Origin of the sequence: Paenibacillus sp. B2(2019), from assembly GCF_008370385.1 — a bacterium.
GTDB lineage: Bacteria > Bacillota > Bacilli > Paenibacillales > Paenibacillaceae > Paenibacillus_AQ.
This window is the reverse complement of sequence record NZ_VTZR01000032.1, coordinates 120,614-136,758: the sequence shown is the minus strand read 5'-3', so window position 1 is coordinate 136,758 and position 16,145 is coordinate 120,614. Positions and strand designations below refer to the sequence as shown.

19 protein-coding genes and 1 riboswitch are annotated in these 16,145 nt (G+C 45.6%); of the genes, 2 read left to right on the top strand and 17 right to left on the bottom strand.

Annotated features, from left to right (window positions below; genetic code table 11):
• Positions 1-16: 16 nt before the first annotated feature.
• From PAENI_RS30770 to spoVAC, 14 genes are all read right to left on the bottom strand, one after another.
• Positions 17-937 carry a CvfB family protein gene (locus tag PAENI_RS30770; RefSeq protein ID WP_042185974.1) on the bottom strand — a complete coding sequence of 307 codons (921 nt, stop codon included), beginning with the start codon at positions 935-937 and terminating at the stop codon, positions 17-19.
• Positions 934-1,281 carry a ribosome silencing factor gene (rsfS, locus tag PAENI_RS30765; protein ID WP_149647875.1) on the bottom strand — a complete coding sequence of 116 codons (348 nt, stop codon included), beginning with the start codon at positions 1,279-1,281 and terminating at the stop codon, positions 934-936. The genes PAENI_RS30770 and rsfS overlap by 4 nt, the downstream gene beginning before the upstream one ends.
• Positions 1,278-1,856 carry a bis(5'-nucleosyl)-tetraphosphatase (symmetrical) YqeK gene (gene yqeK / locus PAENI_RS30760; protein WP_042185970.1) on the bottom strand — a complete coding sequence of 193 codons (579 nt, stop codon included), beginning with the start codon at positions 1,854-1,856 and terminating at the stop codon, positions 1,278-1,280. The genes rsfS and yqeK overlap by 4 nt, the downstream gene beginning before the upstream one ends.
• Positions 1,828-2,430 carry a nicotinate-nucleotide adenylyltransferase gene (locus PAENI_RS30755; protein WP_042185968.1) on the bottom strand — a complete coding sequence of 201 codons (603 nt, stop codon included), beginning with the start codon at positions 2,428-2,430 and terminating at the stop codon, positions 1,828-1,830. The genes yqeK and PAENI_RS30755 overlap by 29 nt, the downstream gene beginning before the upstream one ends.
• 34 nt (positions 2,431-2,464) lie before the next feature.
• Entirely contained in the window at positions 2,465-2,758 is a 294-nt protein-coding gene (gene yhbY, locus PAENI_RS30750; RefSeq protein ID WP_076284314.1) for a ribosome assembly RNA-binding protein YhbY, read from the bottom strand.
• A 57-nt stretch (positions 2,759-2,815) separates the two neighbouring features.
• On the bottom strand, positions 2,816-3,691 hold the full coding sequence (gene aroE, locus PAENI_RS30745; RefSeq protein ID WP_262495793.1) for a shikimate dehydrogenase: 876 nt from the start codon (positions 3,689-3,691) through the stop codon (positions 2,816-2,818).
• A gap of 15 nt (positions 3,692-3,706) precedes the next feature.
• Positions 3,707-4,834, bottom strand: coding sequence for a ribosome biogenesis GTPase YqeH (gene yqeH / locus PAENI_RS30740; protein WP_149647874.1), 1,128 nt, complete (start codon positions 4,832-4,834; stop codon positions 3,707-3,709).
• A gap of 2 nt (positions 4,835-4,836) precedes the next feature.
• The gene (locus PAENI_RS30735) at positions 4,837-5,358 is read right to left on the bottom strand and encodes a YqeG family HAD IIIA-type phosphatase (protein WP_042193454.1); all 522 of its coding nucleotides are present in this window, start codon (positions 5,356-5,358) and stop codon (positions 4,837-4,839) included.
• 88 nt (positions 5,359-5,446) lie between these two features.
• Positions 5,447-7,684, bottom strand: a complete 2,238-nt coding sequence (locus PAENI_RS30730) for a DUF4129 domain-containing transglutaminase family protein (RefSeq protein WP_149647873.1) — start codon at positions 7,682-7,684, stop codon at positions 5,447-5,449.
• Between the two features lies 1 nt (position 7,685).
• Positions 7,686-8,930, bottom strand: coding sequence for a DUF58 domain-containing protein (locus PAENI_RS30725; RefSeq protein WP_149647872.1), 1,245 nt, complete (start codon positions 8,928-8,930; stop codon positions 7,686-7,688).
• A gap of 1 nt (position 8,931) precedes the next feature.
• On the bottom strand, positions 8,932-9,888 hold the full coding sequence (locus PAENI_RS30720) for an AAA family ATPase (protein WP_076284318.1): 957 nt from the start codon (positions 9,886-9,888) through the stop codon (positions 8,932-8,934).
• A gap of 191 nt (positions 9,889-10,079) precedes the next feature.
• Positions 10,080-10,430, bottom strand: a complete 351-nt coding sequence (gene spoVAE, locus PAENI_RS30715; protein WP_036675923.1) for a stage V sporulation protein AE — start codon at positions 10,428-10,430, stop codon at positions 10,080-10,082.
• A 2-nt stretch (positions 10,431-10,432) separates the two neighbouring features.
• Complete coding sequence (gene spoVAD / locus PAENI_RS30710; RefSeq protein WP_076284319.1) at positions 10,433-11,464, bottom strand: stage V sporulation protein AD; 1,032 nt, start codon at positions 11,462-11,464, stop codon at positions 10,433-10,435.
• Complete coding sequence (gene spoVAC, locus PAENI_RS30705; protein WP_076284320.1) at positions 11,461-11,964, bottom strand: stage V sporulation protein AC; 504 nt, start codon at positions 11,962-11,964, stop codon at positions 11,461-11,463. The genes spoVAD and spoVAC overlap by 4 nt, the downstream gene beginning before the upstream one ends.
• A gap of 548 nt (positions 11,965-12,512) precedes the next feature.
• Here spoVAC and PAENI_RS30700 point away from each other — a divergent pair.
• Positions 12,513-13,586, top strand: a complete 1,074-nt coding sequence (locus PAENI_RS30700) for a M42 family metallopeptidase (protein WP_042185952.1) — start codon at positions 12,513-12,515, stop codon at positions 13,584-13,586.
• 79 nt (positions 13,587-13,665) lie between these two features.
• Here PAENI_RS30700 and PAENI_RS30695 read toward each other — a convergent pair whose 3' ends face one another.
• The 3 genes from PAENI_RS30695 to PAENI_RS30685 all read right to left on the bottom strand — a co-directional run bounded on the left by PAENI_RS30695 (position 13,666) and on the right by PAENI_RS30685 (position 15,359).
• Positions 13,666-14,565, bottom strand: coding sequence for an aldo/keto reductase (locus PAENI_RS30695; protein WP_410477500.1), 900 nt, complete (start codon positions 14,563-14,565; stop codon positions 13,666-13,668).
• Positions 14,566-14,699: 134 nt separating this feature from the next.
• Positions 14,700-15,014 carry a DMT family transporter gene (locus PAENI_RS30690; protein ID WP_042125359.1) on the bottom strand — a complete coding sequence of 105 codons (315 nt, stop codon included), beginning with the start codon at positions 15,012-15,014 and terminating at the stop codon, positions 14,700-14,702.
• Positions 15,015-15,359: a DMT family transporter gene (locus PAENI_RS30685; protein ID WP_042125357.1), complete on the bottom strand. Its 345-nt coding sequence runs from the start codon at positions 15,357-15,359 to the stop codon at positions 15,015-15,017.
• A gap of 86 nt (positions 15,360-15,445) precedes the next feature.
• A riboswitch (guanidine-I (ykkC/yxkD leader) is annotated at positions 15,446-15,554 on the bottom strand.
• Positions 15,555-15,753: 199 nt separating this feature from the next.
• Here PAENI_RS30685 and PAENI_RS30680 point away from each other — a divergent pair.
• On the top strand, positions 15,754-16,089 hold the full coding sequence (locus PAENI_RS30680; RefSeq protein WP_149647871.1) for a hypothetical protein: 336 nt from the start codon (positions 15,754-15,756) through the stop codon (positions 16,087-16,089).
• The last annotated feature ends 56 nt before the right edge of the window (positions 16,090-16,145 follow it).

The following is a 16,145-nucleotide window of genomic DNA, read 5'->3' as shown; positions in this document are numbered from 1 at the left end:
TCTCTTATTTTTTTAATTATTCGGTTGTTTCTTCATTTCCCTCGGTTGAACCTTCCTCTTCCTTAGGAGCAAGATACGTCCAATTCTCTTTTTGGGTAATATGGCCTTCCTTCATCAGCTTTCCAAGCGCACGCTTAAAGGCTGATTTGCTAATTCCGAAACGCTGCTTGATAATATCCGGTGGTGTAGCATCCGAATAAGGCATCGCTCCACCCGGACGGGCATGCAAGAATTCCAAAATCGTGGCAGAGTCTACATCCATGCCTACTTCTTTACGGAGACCCATAGAAAGGTTAACACGTCCATCCTCGCGGATATGGGAGACACGTGCTTCAAACTGCTCTCCAAGACGTAGTAGACGACTCCGTTCAGAGGAATGGACCATACCGATAATACCAAAGCCTAAAACCCCAGCATCTACAAGAACAAAAGTCCCCATCTGCAGCGGTTTGTACACCCGGGCTGTCACAGTCTGTCCCATCCAGGATTCAGGCGCAGGAAGAGCTAGCGGAGCTAGTTCCTGTTCTCCAGCTAATTTAGCACGAAGACGCCCCTGTTTATCATGCTCCATAATCGCATACACATAGTCGCCGATCTGAGGGCGCAGCTCTGGAAGTTCTGGAAGCTCACGAATGGGCAGCAGCAGCTGCCGTCCGAGACCCATTTCCAAGAAGCAACCTAGACGCGGATGGATATCAGCCACTTCCAATAAGGCCATTTCGCCCAATGTCAGAAACGGTTTCTTCATCGTTGCTGCTAGACGATCCTCGGTATCGAAGAAGATAAAGACTTCAACTTTATCGCCTGTCTTAACCTTCTCGGTAAGCTCAGTATAATGCAGCATAACATCCTGATCTCCTGCATTCAGGAAAAATCCGTATGGGGATACCTCTCTTACTACATTAAGTGTAACTGTAGTTCCTGCAATCAGGCTCATACAGTCTCCACTACCTTCGCATCCGACCACAGACGCTCAATATTGTAGTATTCACGTTCATCGCGGTGGAAAATATGAACAATAACATCTCCAAGATCCATCAGCACCCAGCGTGCTGAATCCATTCCTTCGATCCCCTTGATCGTGCCGCCTGCTTCATGAACCACTTTGCGGACTTCGGTAGCGATGGACTGAACTTGGGTATCTGAATTACCGTGACATACAACAAAGTAATCACTAATCGGTGAAACAGTACGCAGATCTAATGCCACTACGTTCATTGCTTTTTTATCTTCCACAGCCTTAAGGGCCAATTCTAACAGCTTGCTTGGTTGTACACTCATATTTTATCCTCCAATATTCTAACTAAATCATTACGCGCCAGTACCGTTAACGGAAAGATCACTCGGCGTTTTTCCAGTAACAAACTAATCGTAGAATCAAATCCAGCGACTAGTCCTTCTTCCAAACTTACTTTTGCCAGCTTACGTATCTTATCAACCCCTGGAAAATCGCGGCCAGGCTCGATATAGTCGGCGAGACAGACGATTTTCTCAAGTAAACTCATGTCTTCACGACCTGAGGTATGAAAACGGATCGCATTAAGAATATCCGGATCTGTGATCCCATAATCTTGCTCTGCTACAAAGGCACCTACTTCTGAATGCCACAGCTGCTTGTCATGCTTCAGAAGATTCAAGTTCAGATGATTCTGCTCGATAATCTCCTTCATTCTCTCCACAGGCCAATACTTGGCCACATCATGCAGAATTGCCGCTGTCTCCGCACGCTCAGGATCAGCGCCATATTGCTCCGCTAGTTGAATGGATGACTCCATGACACCCAGTGTATGCTTCCAGCGCTTAGCAGGCATTTGTGTCGAGACCGCCTCAATCAGAGCTTCGCGGCTGTATGCCATACAATCCACTCCTTTGAACATAATCGAACACTGCCTCAGGTACCATATAACGAATGGATTTTCCAGTTGCAGCCCGTTCTCTTAACATCGTTGACGAAATATCAACCAGAGGCATATCTGCTAATAGTACCTTTTCTGCTATATAAGTTGGCAATGCGTCTAGATCAAGAGGTGTTCCCGGACGACCTACGCCGATAAATGTAAGCCGCTGCACAAGCTCTTCAATCTCGTTCCATTTCGGTAAATACTGGACCATATCCGCTCCGATGATGAAATAAAGATCGAAATGCGGATACGCCTCTTGCAGCCGTCTTATGGTCTCATACGTATAGGAAACGCCACCTCTGACAACTTCCCAATCTAATGTGCGAAAAGCTTCATGATTGTGTATCGCTTCCTGCACCATTGCCAGCCGATCTGCTCCAGATACCCCTGCCTCATGTTTATGAGGCGGAATATGTGAAGGCATAAACCATACTTCTTGAAGTCCATAAGTTTCTCTAGCTGCTTCCGCTGCCATCATATGACCAATATGAAGAGGATCAAAGGTACCTCCCATAATTCCAACTTTCAAGAGGACGACCTCCTTGGTAGTATGCTTTCAGGTATTAGCGGGGCAGCTCAATGGTTTTGTTATCACGCGATTCTTTGTACAAGACAATGGTCTTTCCGATCACTTGTACAAGCTCAGAGCCCGACTGTTCGGCAAGTTGAGCACCGATTTCCTTGGGATTCTCAATATTGTTGCTCAGTATACTAATCTTCATAAGTTCACGCTTCTCAATAGCTTCTTCAATGTGGCGTACGAGGTGATCGTTTACTCCACCTTTGCCCACTTGAAAAATAGGATCGAGGTGATGCGCCAATGAACGAAGATACCGTGTTTGTTTACCAGTTAACATAAATGAATAACTCCTTAATTAACATATATTATTACCCTAAATTGATGAATCCATTTCTTACTCTTTTCCACCCAGACAATGGAGTATGGTCTGTCGCATGATTTCCGTAGGAGCAGGCTGCCCTGTCCAATACTCCAATGCATAAGCCCCCTGATAGACAAACATCCCGAGGCCTCCATGAATCTTACAGCCTCGTTCAAGTCCTTCTAACAATAGACGCGTGCGCAGTGGATTATAAATCAGATCACTTACGACCATCCCTGCACGAAGGAGTTCAGGATCTATAGGTGTCTCATCCATATGAGGATACATTCCTACGGAGGTTGTATTGATCAGTACATCAACGCCATCTAGCATTTCCGCTACTTCGTTCATGCTAATCCCGACCACATTCCCTTTGCTCTGGCACTCTGCAGCTAAGTCCTGTGCCTTATCAACACTGCGATTAGCGATAAGGATAGAAGAAGGCTTCTCCTGAAGCAGTGCGGCAACAATTCCTCTAGCTGCTCCACCGGCTCCAATCACCATAATCTTCGTACCTGACAAATCAGAAATGGCTTCCGCTTTAAGCGAACGTACATAACCGATTCCATCCGTATTATATCCGGTGAGTATCCCGTTATTATTAACAATCGTATTGACTGCACCAACGGCTACCGCACTTTCATCTAATAGATCCACATAAGCCATCACCGCAACCTTATGCGGAATCGTCACATTTACCCCACGGAATCCAAGCGTGCGAATCGCTTGCACCGCATCCTCCAGATTCTCTGGAAGAATATGAAGCGGCACGTAAGCACCCGGAATTCCCAGTGCTTGCAGTGCTGCTTCATGCATAATAGGAGATTTGGATTGTATAATAGGATCTCCCATTACGCCCAGTAAAATATTCCCGGTATTGTAGCCCTCGGTTGCAGTTATCCAAGACACTGTAATAGCCTCCCGTTAGATCATCGAAGGGCGGGTAAGCACCTTCACACCACGCGGAATGTGGATAGCCACGACTGCGCCTTCTGTCCCGTTGACCTTAATCCAGCCCAAACCTGAAATATATAGATCGCTCCGACTGCCTTTATTAATTCGGAACTCATGCCGTTGCCATGGTGGCAGCTTGTCCATCCGGTCACTTCCTGGAGGAGACAACATTTCACCACGATGGTCCGCATAAAGGGAATCTGCACGTTCCAGTTTGGTGCGATGGATTTTTAAAATACCACTAATAAAGCAAGTGAACGATTGATGCGGACCTTGCACGAAATCAAAACGTCCCAGTCCACCAAAGAATAGCGTCTGTCCTTCATTCAACTGATAGACAGCAGGCTTCAACGGATTGGCCGGCATAACTGCATCCAGATCCTGACGCTCAACTAGTTCACTATAACGCCATGGATACACGATCCCTGGCGTATCTATAATATAGTGGCCATCATCTAGTGGAATTTTGACCGTATCGAGTGTTGTACCAGGGTAACGCGAGGTGGTTAACTCCTGCTCCAAATCACTATAGTCCGAAATCAAACGGTTGATAAGCGTGGATTTCCCTACATTCGTAGCACCCACTACATAAACATCACGTTGACCACGCAGTTCTGTTACTGCTTCCAGTAAACGGTCAAAGCCTTGATTACGTTTCGCACTACAAAGTACGATTTCAGCTGTCCGCAATCCTTCTTCTTTACAGCGTTGTTGCATCCAGTTACGCAGTTTATTCCAGTTCGTAACCTTAGGCAGCAGATCACATTTATTCACTGCAAGAATAACTGGGTTATTACCGACAAACCGCTGAAGGCCGGAAATCAAACTGCCTTCAAAATCGAAAATGTCAACAATATGAATAACAAGTGCATTCTTCTCCCCTACTCCACTCAGCAAGCGAAGAAATTCATCCTGGTTCACAGAAACAGATGAAGCCTCGTTATAATTCTTAATCCGGAAACAGCGTTGGCAAATCACAGGGTCCCGATCTAGTGCGACTTCCGGAAGGTATCCTGGTTGATCCTTATGCTCCGTCTGAAGCTTGATACCACAACCGCTACACTTCTCAGTACGCTGTGTTTCACTTTGTTCGTTCATTACTATTTTTCCTCCTCGTGCCACAATCCTTTTTTACGAAGCCGTGTCAGAGCAACTCGCTCTACCCGACGATTAAATCTTGTGCCGAACCCTTCATCCTTAACGGAGATTGGCAGCACCAATACGGTATACAGGCCAAGCCGATTGCCGCCGTATACATCTGTAAGCATTTGGTCTCCCACCACAATCGTCTGCTCCGGTGGCAACTCCATCTGCTTCATCGCTTTGAGAAAAGGAGCATTACTCGGTTTACGAGCCTGATGCACAAATTCAATATTAAGCGGTGTAGCAAAGCGTGACACCCGTTCCATGTTGTTATTGGATACGATGATGAGCTTAAAGCCCACTTCCTTCACCTTCTCAAACCATAACAACAGCTCCGGAGTAGCCACAGGCGCTTTGGCACCGACCAGTGTGTTATCCAGATCCGTAATGATTCCACGGTATCCCTGTCGATACAGCTCTTCTAGAGAAATATCGAATACCGTATTCACCCGGAGTTTGGGAACTAACATTTCAAACAATACGTTCACCTCGATTTCATACAAAAAACTATAACATACTCCATGCGCTACGCAAATAAATCTATAGCAATGATTTACTGCATAAACGCTATTTCTTGGATCTTATCGTTCTCCGCAGCCGCAAAGCTTCAGTATACACGCTCTGCCAGTCTTTGTCTTCAATAACATCAGGGCTATACTTCGCTTGTTCAAACATCGTTAGCAGTGAAGAAAGATGATTGGCCACAGCAGGTCGTTCCTGACTCCAGCGGACTACGGCTTCACGCAATGTTTCATGCTCTTCCTTCATCATTCCCTTACGAAGCAAATACCTTACCCAACGCTCAGTTTCAGCCACAACTTTCTGATCAGGCGTTAAAGGTCGGCCCATTCGCATCTGTTGAACGAAGAAGCGAAGCTTAAAGCGAATATGCCAAACTTTAAAAATAGTCCAGGATAATAATACAACCACTGCCGCCAAAATTACCCATAAACCCACATGGAAGCCTTGATCTGCTTGTGCATTAGTCACAGGTGCAGGTGTTGGTTCTGCCATTTCATCTTGATCTTCCGGGTCTGTCTCAGGTATTTGCTCATTCTTAGTCAGGAGAGGAGCATTAAACCCCGGTGTAGCTTCAACAGGAATCCAACCATACTCACCAAAATAGACCTCAGCCCAGGAATGGGCATCTGCATTGGTAATCGTGTAATTATTATTTGCCGCACCCACCTGCTGCGCCAGATTCATAGGCATTTCTGGCTGTTCTCCAGGTGCATAACCCTTAACCCATCTTGCAGGGATGTTTAGGGAACGTGCCATAGTGACTAGTGCCGTAGAATAATAATCACAGTAACCTTCCTTCAGCTCGAACAAAAATCCATCTACAAAATCCTCACTTGAAACACGTGTTATATCCGGCTTGTTGGTATATGGAAAGGTTTGTTGTAAGTATTGTTGCAAAAGTGCTGTTTTTTCATACGGTGTTCTTCCTTGGGCGGTAATTTCCTCGGCCAGATCTTTAACCCGTTGAGGGAAGTCATCAGGCAGCTGAAGGAAGCTTTCCTCCAGATCATTACCTTTGTATAGCTCCTCATAGGTCTTTGCTGTCAATTCCTGAACAGGAATGACGGGAACTTCAGAAGTCAGCTCGAAGGTCGAAGGATAGTCTAGTTTCTTCTTATCCATATCCCATAGAAGCTCACTATCACGGTCTCTCCAGAAAAGACCTTTCCCGGCTGCCTCACCATTTAATGAATCCACCGAAGTTACAGAATAAGCACCGAATAACACCGGAAATTCATTATTGTTAAGCACTTTAACCGTCTGTTTCAGTGTGCGGGTAGTGACCTTAGAAGCCACACTTTGCTCCAAGGATTTCCCCGTCTCCACCTCTTCTATAGGTCCTCGCTTCAATCGATCCTTATCCGACCATCCACTTCCAGAATAGATTCTGCGTGTTTCTCCTCGCATATAAACACGCAAATCTGAAACCACTGTCATCACCGGGGTATAATCGAAGTTAAAGCCCCCGCCCAGGTTGTCATCATTCAGACTATAGCCAGACGAAGTATTGTTAACAGAGGAACCTGAGCCCGTATTGGAATTCGTTGTTCCAGTTGTGCTCTTACCAGAAGATTTCCCAATTCCATTCCACTCTTGCCACGCTGTATAAGGATCCGTCAAAGTAGGCCTTACATCCGGCATATTCACACCGATTAAAATAACCAGAGAGAAGACGATTGCGATATTCATGACTATTTTCGAGGGATATTCCAGCAAATGTACCCATCCACGCGGATAATGTAGCTGAAAACTTCTCAGGTGCTGGCTGACAAGCCATCCCATACCCGCAAATACCGTCCAAGCCACTTCCTGCCACAATACAATAGATGTAAAGGAATCAAGAGCTGCCAGTGCTACAATGTTCATTCCTATAAACCATAAAATACGCTTCTTCGAGGATACCCACCAAGACGATAGCAACAGCAAGGCAGAGGCACCAAGAGCAAACCAGATATACGGCACCATATACACACTAATATCCTGGAGCTTATCAAGAAGGGTTGTGGCCCATGGATCAGGAACATAAATTCCGTAATTAGAAATGATGCGATAAACGATATAGATAATAGCTACTGCTTCCATAATCAGTCTGAATTGAACTTTAACAGGGATAAAAATCTCAATGACGGTGATCGTTAATAGGGCAGCCCATACAGAAGCAGTGGTTTGATTTAACCAGATGGGTTCCGTATAAGAAATCCACTGCTGTGCAATAATCAATAGCCAAAATAGGCCGACGGAACGGTGCCAAGAGAATTTTAGCTGATTCCACCAGGTTCTCATATCATCCTTCCCCTCCTAACACTGAGGGAAGCTCTTGAAGCGAGCTAATACCATAACCGGTTATTCCGCGAGTCCTAAGGACGTCTATCCAATCGTTACCACTATTTATCTCTGCCGAATTTCGCACATGAATGTGAGAAGCAGTCATTCCTCTGCTGTCAGCCCAGCGTAGTGCATCAAGTACAGGCTGTCCACGCTGTGGACTGATTAACACGAAGTAAGAGCCTTTAGGAAACATACGGTATCCTTTTTCCAATCGGGAGATAAGCGGACCGCGTCCCTCAGCGTTTAGATCGATTAAATATTGAATCATCTTCTGACGCTCAGCAGCACCTTCAACTGGTGCGAACACCTTCGTCGTCTTATCCAAACAACACAGTCCAATTCCAATTCTCTCCCGAATGCCGAAGCCGAGTAATGATGCCGTCACCGAAACTGCTAGTTCGAATTGATTCGTATTCATATAAGCTGATGTGCTTCCATCAAGGACTATAATGGTTTTGGGAATCGACTCATGCTCAAATTCTTTGGATTTCCAAGAGCCTGTCTTAGCAGTAGCGTTCCAGTGAATTCGCGTCAAGCGATCACCATATACATAGTCACGGACGCCATTAATCTGTGTGGTTTCACGCCGAGATTGAACAACGGATGTCTGCGGTCCAGATAGCCGAGATTTTCTCTCATATAACTGCCAGCGCGGAACGTAGATCGCACGAGGCAAAACCTGAAATTGTCCTTCCGATAAAAATGTTCCCTTATGCTCGACAAGCCCAAATATATCTTGGCTGATAATATCCGTATTAGCGAATGTGTATGTTCCACGCTCTAAGGCTGGTGTCTGAAACTTTAGTTCCCCAATGCCTCTGAGGCTTGGGATCACACTTTCTTCAAATACCCACGATTCTCCATTATGCCTCTTAAGAACTTCCCTTACAACAACGTAAGGCAAGGGCAAAATCCCGGGGATTGTAACCTTTAGTTTTACACGAAGATGCCCTCCGGCAGAGAGCAAATCTCCCTTGTCTTGTTCAGAATAAAGACTGCGAGTGCCCTTCGCTCGCCGAACGCCTCCTAAACCTCCAGCAATCAAATATGCAATAAGTACAGAGACCATGATAAACAACATAAATGCTGTTTTCCCGCCCTGAAAAAGTACATATAAGAGTGTAATACTCCAAATTACAAGGATGCTTGCAAGCTTAGAGGGCTGAATGATGGCTGCAACCGACGACAAATAACGTCTCATATCATTGCCTCATCGTAACAGGCACATGAATGCTCTGCAGAAGCTTTTGAAGCAAAGATTCTACGCTAATATTATCTAGGCGCGACTCTGGACGCAGCAATATCCGATGACCCAAGGCAAATGGAGTAAGGATCTTCACGTCATCAGGCAGAACGTAATCTCGTCCTTGCAAAAAGGCATAAGCTTTACAAGCCATCATAAAGGATAGTGAGGCACGTGGACTTGCACCCAGCATTACAAGTGGATGTTCTCTTGTCTGCCGCACAATATCTAACAAGTAATTCAGCACAGGATCACTCATGAAGATGTCGCGAATTTCTTCCTGAATCCCTGCAATTTGTTCCATGCTTGTTACTGGCGAAAGCCTGTCCACCGGTTGGCCTTCCTGATGGCTAAGCAATAAATTTTTCTCCGTCGCTGCATCAGGATATCCGAGGCTAATTCTCAGCATGAATCGATCTAATTGGGCTTCAGGCAGTGTATAGGTTCCCTCAAAGTCTATCGGATTCTGGGTAGCGCATAACATGAAAGGATGAGGAAGTGGATACGTCTCTCCATCTACGGTAACGTTTCGTTCCTCCATCACTTCCAGAAGTGCGGATTGTGTCTTCGTAGTGGCACGGTTAATTTCATCGGCTAGCAAAATATTCGTCATCACCGGACCAGGCCGGAAATGAAACATCTCATCCCTAGGATGATAGACAGATACACCTGTAATATCACTCGGAAGTATATCTGGATTACACTGAATCCTGCGATATTCACCGGACATTGATCTTGAAAGTGCGCGTATTAGCTGGGTTTTTCCTGTTCCCGGTACATCCTCGATCAATACATGACCACCAGCAAGCAGAGCGGTTAACAATAATTGTATTTCAAATGATTTTCCAAGTATGCAGGATTCCAAATTAGTGCGTACAGCATTCATGGTGTGCATCGATTCTTGACGTACGGGCATATATAATCCTCCTAGCCAGAATAAGCAGTATTATTTATATTTTACATGATTAGAGGACCCAAAGTACATTGTTGAAGATCACGAAGTGATAATACAAAAAAAACCATAAGATGAAACATCCTACAATTCAAAAATAACAAAAAAAGATTGCCGTCTTTTTCTGACGACAACCTTTTCATGTAGCATCAACTTTACCCCTTCGGCCGTACAACTAAAGCTGCCAAAAAGGAGAACACAATAGCTGACGAGATGCCCGCACTTGTAATATCAAAAATACCCGTAACTACACCGATCCAGCCATCCCGCTCCAGCTCCGTTAATGCCCCATGAACCAAGGAGTTCCCAAAGCTTGTGATCGGAATGGTTGCCCCAGCACCCGCAAATTTCACAAGTGGGTCGTAGATACCAAAAGCATCAGCAATCGCTCCGGCTACAACTAAGGTACTCATCGTATGTGCAGGTGTCAGCTTCAATACATCGAACATCAGCTGTCCTATAACGCAAATGGCTCCTCCAATCAGAAAAGCCCATAAGTAAATCATCATTATGCTTCACCTCCGCTCTCTATGGCTACGGCATGAGCAACACATGGAATACTCTCTCCCTGCTGATAAGACAAAGGTGATAAAAGTGCGCCCGTTGCCACTATAAGCACCCGTTTAAGTTCACCTTTTTTTAACCGCTTAAGGATATGACCATAGGTTACAACCGCTGAGCACCCGCAGCCGCTTCCTCCAGCGATCACATATTTCTGTTTCTCCAAGTCGTAGATAAGCAAACCACAATCGTCAAAGGTTGTTTGCTCCATAGGAATTCCTTCTTTAGCCAATAGGGTCTTGGCTATAGGTAACCCTACGGATGCCAGGTCGCCGGTAACAATTAAATCATAGTGCCCGGGCGATAGACCTGTATCCCGAAAATGCGCAGTAATGGTATCCGCCGCCGCAGGTGCCATAGCCGTCCCCATATTAAAAGGATCTGTCAAACCAAGATCCATAATACGTCCAAGCGTGGCCGAAACCACGACTGGATAGTTACCCGAACCGTCATTCTGACCCACTACAGCACAACCCGAACCTGTAACTGTATATTGCGCCGTTGGGGGTTTCTGCGAACCATATTCCGTTGGATAACGAAACTGCTTCTCCACCGTACAGTTATGACTTGATGTTCCCGCTAGCGCATACTTACCGCCTCCAGAATCAACGATCATTGAGGCAATCGCAAGGCTCTCCATAGAAGTAGAGCAAGCACCAAATACTCCGAGATAAGGCACACCTAATTTTCTTGCCGCGAAGGAGCTGCTGATAATCTGGTTCATCAAATCTCCGCCGACAAAAAACTCCAGCTTTTCTTTATCGATATTTGCATTAATCAGAGCCAGCAGGGAGGCTTTCTCGAAAAGAGCACGCTCAGCCTTCTCCCATGTCTTCTCGTCCATTTCCAGCGAATCAAATATAAAATCAAAGTCTGAAGCTAAAGGACCTTCTCCCTCTTCTGGCCCTACTACAGCGGAAGAACCCAAAATAACGGGACGGTTCGTGAACTCCCAGGTCTGACTACCAAGCTGTTTCATGTATGTGCACCCCCGTCTACGCCCAAAAAGAGATAGACGATACCAATAATGAAAGCAGCTACGGCACCAAATACGATAACCGAACCTGCAAGCTTAAACATATTGCCGCCTACACCAAGTACAAGGCCCTCAGCGCGGTGCTCTAGAGCTGCAGAGCACATACTGTTTGCGAACCCGGTCACTGGGACTGCAGTTCCTGCACCAGCCCATTGAGCCATTTTGTCGTACACGCCAAAGCTGGTCAGAATTACAGAGAGTAGGATCATCACCGCGACTGTCGGACTGGCGGCTTCCTTGGAGCTCATATCGAAAATTGCCATAAAAGCCTCCTGAACACCTTGTCCAATAACACAGATTATGCCGCCAGCAATAAACGCTCGTATGCAGTTTTTGAATACGGGCCTGGCAGGAACAAAGGGCTTGGACAATTTCTCGTAATCTTGTGGAGTCAGGGTGTCAAGCTTCAGCTTGACACCCGATTTCTTAGTTTTCGCCGGCATTGAGGCACCTCCTGAAAGTTAGGCGAAGGGGGCTGACAAGCATCATAGTACTCACTTTTAAGCCCCTTAAGTTGTTCTTCGCTTAGAAGTTTTCCTTATTGTTTGCCATCCTCCGCTTCGTTATGTCCCTCCAGTTCAGGAAAAATACAGTAACACAACAATCAGCAATAAAAAGAGCACAAAAATAAGTACTGCTTCTCTTTCCCTTGGATTGTGGCGCCAGTATCGTCTGCGCGTTCCGTTTCCTTGTAGGCTCCTACTTGATAATCCTCCCTGCACCCTTCTTGGGGGTACGCTGCCCGCTACCCTCATTCATCTTCGCATCCTTTCTAAGGCTCCTGCCACTAAAGCCTCTAATGCATAGTATTCGTGGAGCTCGTGCCCGGTGTTCATTGTCTCTTGTCATGGACAAGTGAGCCCAGAATGTTCATACTAGGTTGCAGGAAGAAATAACGATGTGGTCCATTATGGTTAACATCCGTTTCTCGTAGAAATATAAGAATGATGTATAAATGAGTTCTTATATTTTAATAAAGGAGTGAATTCATATGAATCAAGAAACATTGGACATGTTCAAAACACTTACCGAATTTCCCTCAGCCCCAGGATTTGAGCGCGAACTCCGCGCTTACGTCAAGGATGCTATGACTCCTTATACTGAAGAGTTCGTACAGGATCGTCTCGGTAGTTTGTTCGGCGTACTGCGCGGCGAAGAGAACGGGCCAAAGATTATGGTCGCTGGGCATTTTGACGAAGTAGGTTTCATGGTAACTGGAATTACTAACACCGGTATGATCCGTTTTCAACCACTTGGCGGCTGGCTTGCCTCTGCTGTTGCATCCCAGCGCCTACATATCATTACACCTAAAGGAACGCTGACCGGAGTTGTTGGCAGTACGCCTATTCATTTGCTAAGCAACGAAGAACGTGGTAAGACTGGCGAAATCAGCAAAATGTATATTGATATCGGTGCAGACAGCCGTGAAGAAGCAGAAAGCTTTGGCGTTAGACCAGGCCAACAAGTTCTGCCGATTTGTCCTTTTACTCCCCTTGCTAATCCCAAAAAAATCTTGGCGAAAGCTTGGGACAACCGTTACGGCGTAGGTCTCGCCATTGAACTAGTTAAAGCATTGCACGGTAAAAAGCTGCCGAATACCGTTTTCGCTGGTGCCACTGTACAAGAGGAAGTAGGTCTTCGGGGTGCGCGTACTGCGGCTAATCTCCTGTCACCAGACATCTTCTTCGGTCTGGACGCGAGCGCTGCTGCCGATATGACTGGTGACAGTCAGGCATTTGGCCATCTGGGCAAAGGAGCTCTCTTGCGTATTTTTGATCCTACGATGGTTACACATCGCGGTCTGATTGAATATGTACAAGATACAGCGGATACCCACCGGATCAAATATCAGTATTTTGTATCCCAAGGCGGAACAGATGCAGGTCAGGTTCATGTTAGTGGAATTGGCGTTCCTTCCGCAGTAATCGGAATATGCTCCCGCTACATACACACAGCTTCATCAGTGATTCACAGTGATGACTACGATGCTGCTAAAGAGCTTCTGATCAAACTGGTAGAAGGCCTTGACCGGACTACACTACAGACAATTATTGAGAACAGCTAATCGCACAAGAAATGACAGAAGAAGCCCTCAAACACTTTTACAGTGATTGAGGGCTTCTCTTTATGTGAATAGAACTGATTTAAATCATATCTAGCGGTACTTTCCAAGAAGGTATTGGGAAAGCTTCGTCCAGCTTCCAAATTTCATCGTTACTTAGCGTAATCAAGCCTGCAGCAGCATTCTCAATGACGTGCTTACGAGAAGAAGCTTTTGGGATAGAAATAACATCCTCTTCACGCATCGTCCAAGCTAACATAATCTGAAGCGGAGTTGCCTGATGTGCACTGGCGATTTCCTGAACGACTTCACTCTCGATTACTCCTTTTCGGAGTGAACCAGCTTGAGCAAGCGGTGAGTAAGCCATTACCGGGATCTTGTGACTTCTCTGCCATGGCAGCAGTTCAGTTTCAATTCCTCTGGACCCTAAATGATATAGAATCTGATTGGTTGCACAATGAGTTCCCCCAGCAATACCAAGCAGTTCTTTCATATCGTCGACATCGAAATTGGATACACCCCATCTTGCTATTTTTCCTTGAGAGACTAGTTTCTCCATACCTACAACAGTCTCTTCTAGTGGAATATCTCCCCGCCAATGCAGCAAATAAAGATCCAGATGATCCGTATTCAAGCGTTTCAAGCTTTCTTCACAGCTGCGGATAAGGTGCTCATTCCCGGCATTATGTGGATAGACTTTTGACACCAAGAAAACTTGATCCCGAATACCTTGAATAGCCTCACCTACTAAAAGCTCCGAGCGTCCGTCCCCATACATCTCAGCCGTATCTATTAAATCCATGCCTAGCTCCACGCCTAATCGCAGGGCAGCAATCTCTTCCTCCCTACTGGAATTGTCGTCACCCATATTCCAAGTTCCCTGCCCAATTCTGGGAAGTGACGTTCCATCTGGAAGCAGCATGCGGTTAGATTGGTTCATTCTTGCGATTTCAGCCAAATGTTCGATTGAATCCTTAGTCATATTAAAAATCCCCTTATTGAAGTATTGTATACTTACTTTATACGACCTATAAGAACCTTTCTAAACATCTGAATCGTGTCCAATTTATAACTAATCTCTCTTTTGAAGAGAAAAAGTAAAGAATGAATACCTAACTAAGCTATCAGCTTTAGTCCCACAGCGGCCCCCAGAATCATAATAATACAGACGATCCGGCGCCAGTCTTTGGCCTCTCCATACAATATCATCCCCAGAATCGCTCCGCCGGATGCGCCTATCCCCGTCCATACAGCATAAGCTGTTCCCATCGGCAGACTCTTCATAGCTAAAGACAGGAACAGAAAGCTTGCTCCAAAACCAAGAAAGAGCAGCGCGAACGACAGGAAATTCCGGTGTTTATTCAACCTATTAATCATAGCTACTCCAAACATTTCAAACAAACCAGCAACGACCAGAAATACCCATGCCATTTAAGACTCCCCCTTTACTTCGGCTTCTTTGGTCACCATTTTCAATCCTATAACGCCTGCCAGCAAAATAACCACTAGAACCAGCTTCATTAACTTGAACGGTTCTCCGAATAAAACCATGTCCGCAACTACTGTACCTGCAGTTCCTAGACCAACAAACACGGAATATACCGTGCCGACCGGCAATTTGGTACTCGCTGAAATCATCACATAGAAGCTTATTATTATAGCTACCACAGTTATCAGCCACTCCCACATCGTGGAGGCATGTTTTAAGCCGATGACCCACATGACCTCGAAAACAGCTGCCCCAACTACCTTTAACCACTCTGAATTGTTCTTCATTCCAAGCCCTCCTTCAATTCACTAACTTTATAATTGCCCACGAAACAAACAAATAAGCCCGGAAGGTCATCGTCATTTATAACGATACCTCCCGGGCTTTTATCCCTCCGTGTAGACACGAACGATGCTGTTCGTGCGTTTTCCCTCGGACCAGACCAGCTGTGCACCAGCTGCGGAACCCTAGAAAACAATAACTATTAAGTTACATCGTATGGTAGCAAATCAGGGTGATAAAATCAACCTTTTCTAAATAAAAAAGACAAACTCATAGCAATATTATGAAGAGAGATTAAAGATAAGCGTAGATTTCATTTCCTTAAATCCATTTATTCAATATTATGGTACAATTTAAGAGAATACAGCTTATAATGAACAACTGGGAGGGCGATCGATAATGGTCTTTGGGATACTGTTTATTGGTGTTATTGTATTTATAATCGTACAGTCCGTAGTTCGTAATGGTTCAAGCTCGAACAGCAACCGATTTGAAAGAAATAGACGAGATGACGCCGCCAGCATGTCTTTTATGGCAGCTAGCCATCCAGATCTGCTGGATACAAATAACCCGAATCATTCTAATCACCAACATCACCATCAACACCATCACGGGAGTGACTCCCATCACCATTCTGGACATGACAGCGGTCATAGCTGGGGCGGGGATAGCGGGCACAGCAGCGGGGGAGATTTCGGTGGCGGAGATGCTGGTGGCGGTGGCGGATGTGATTAGAGCGTTACTCTATAACAAAAGGAAAAGGGCATCCCTGATATTGCTTCAGGAATGCC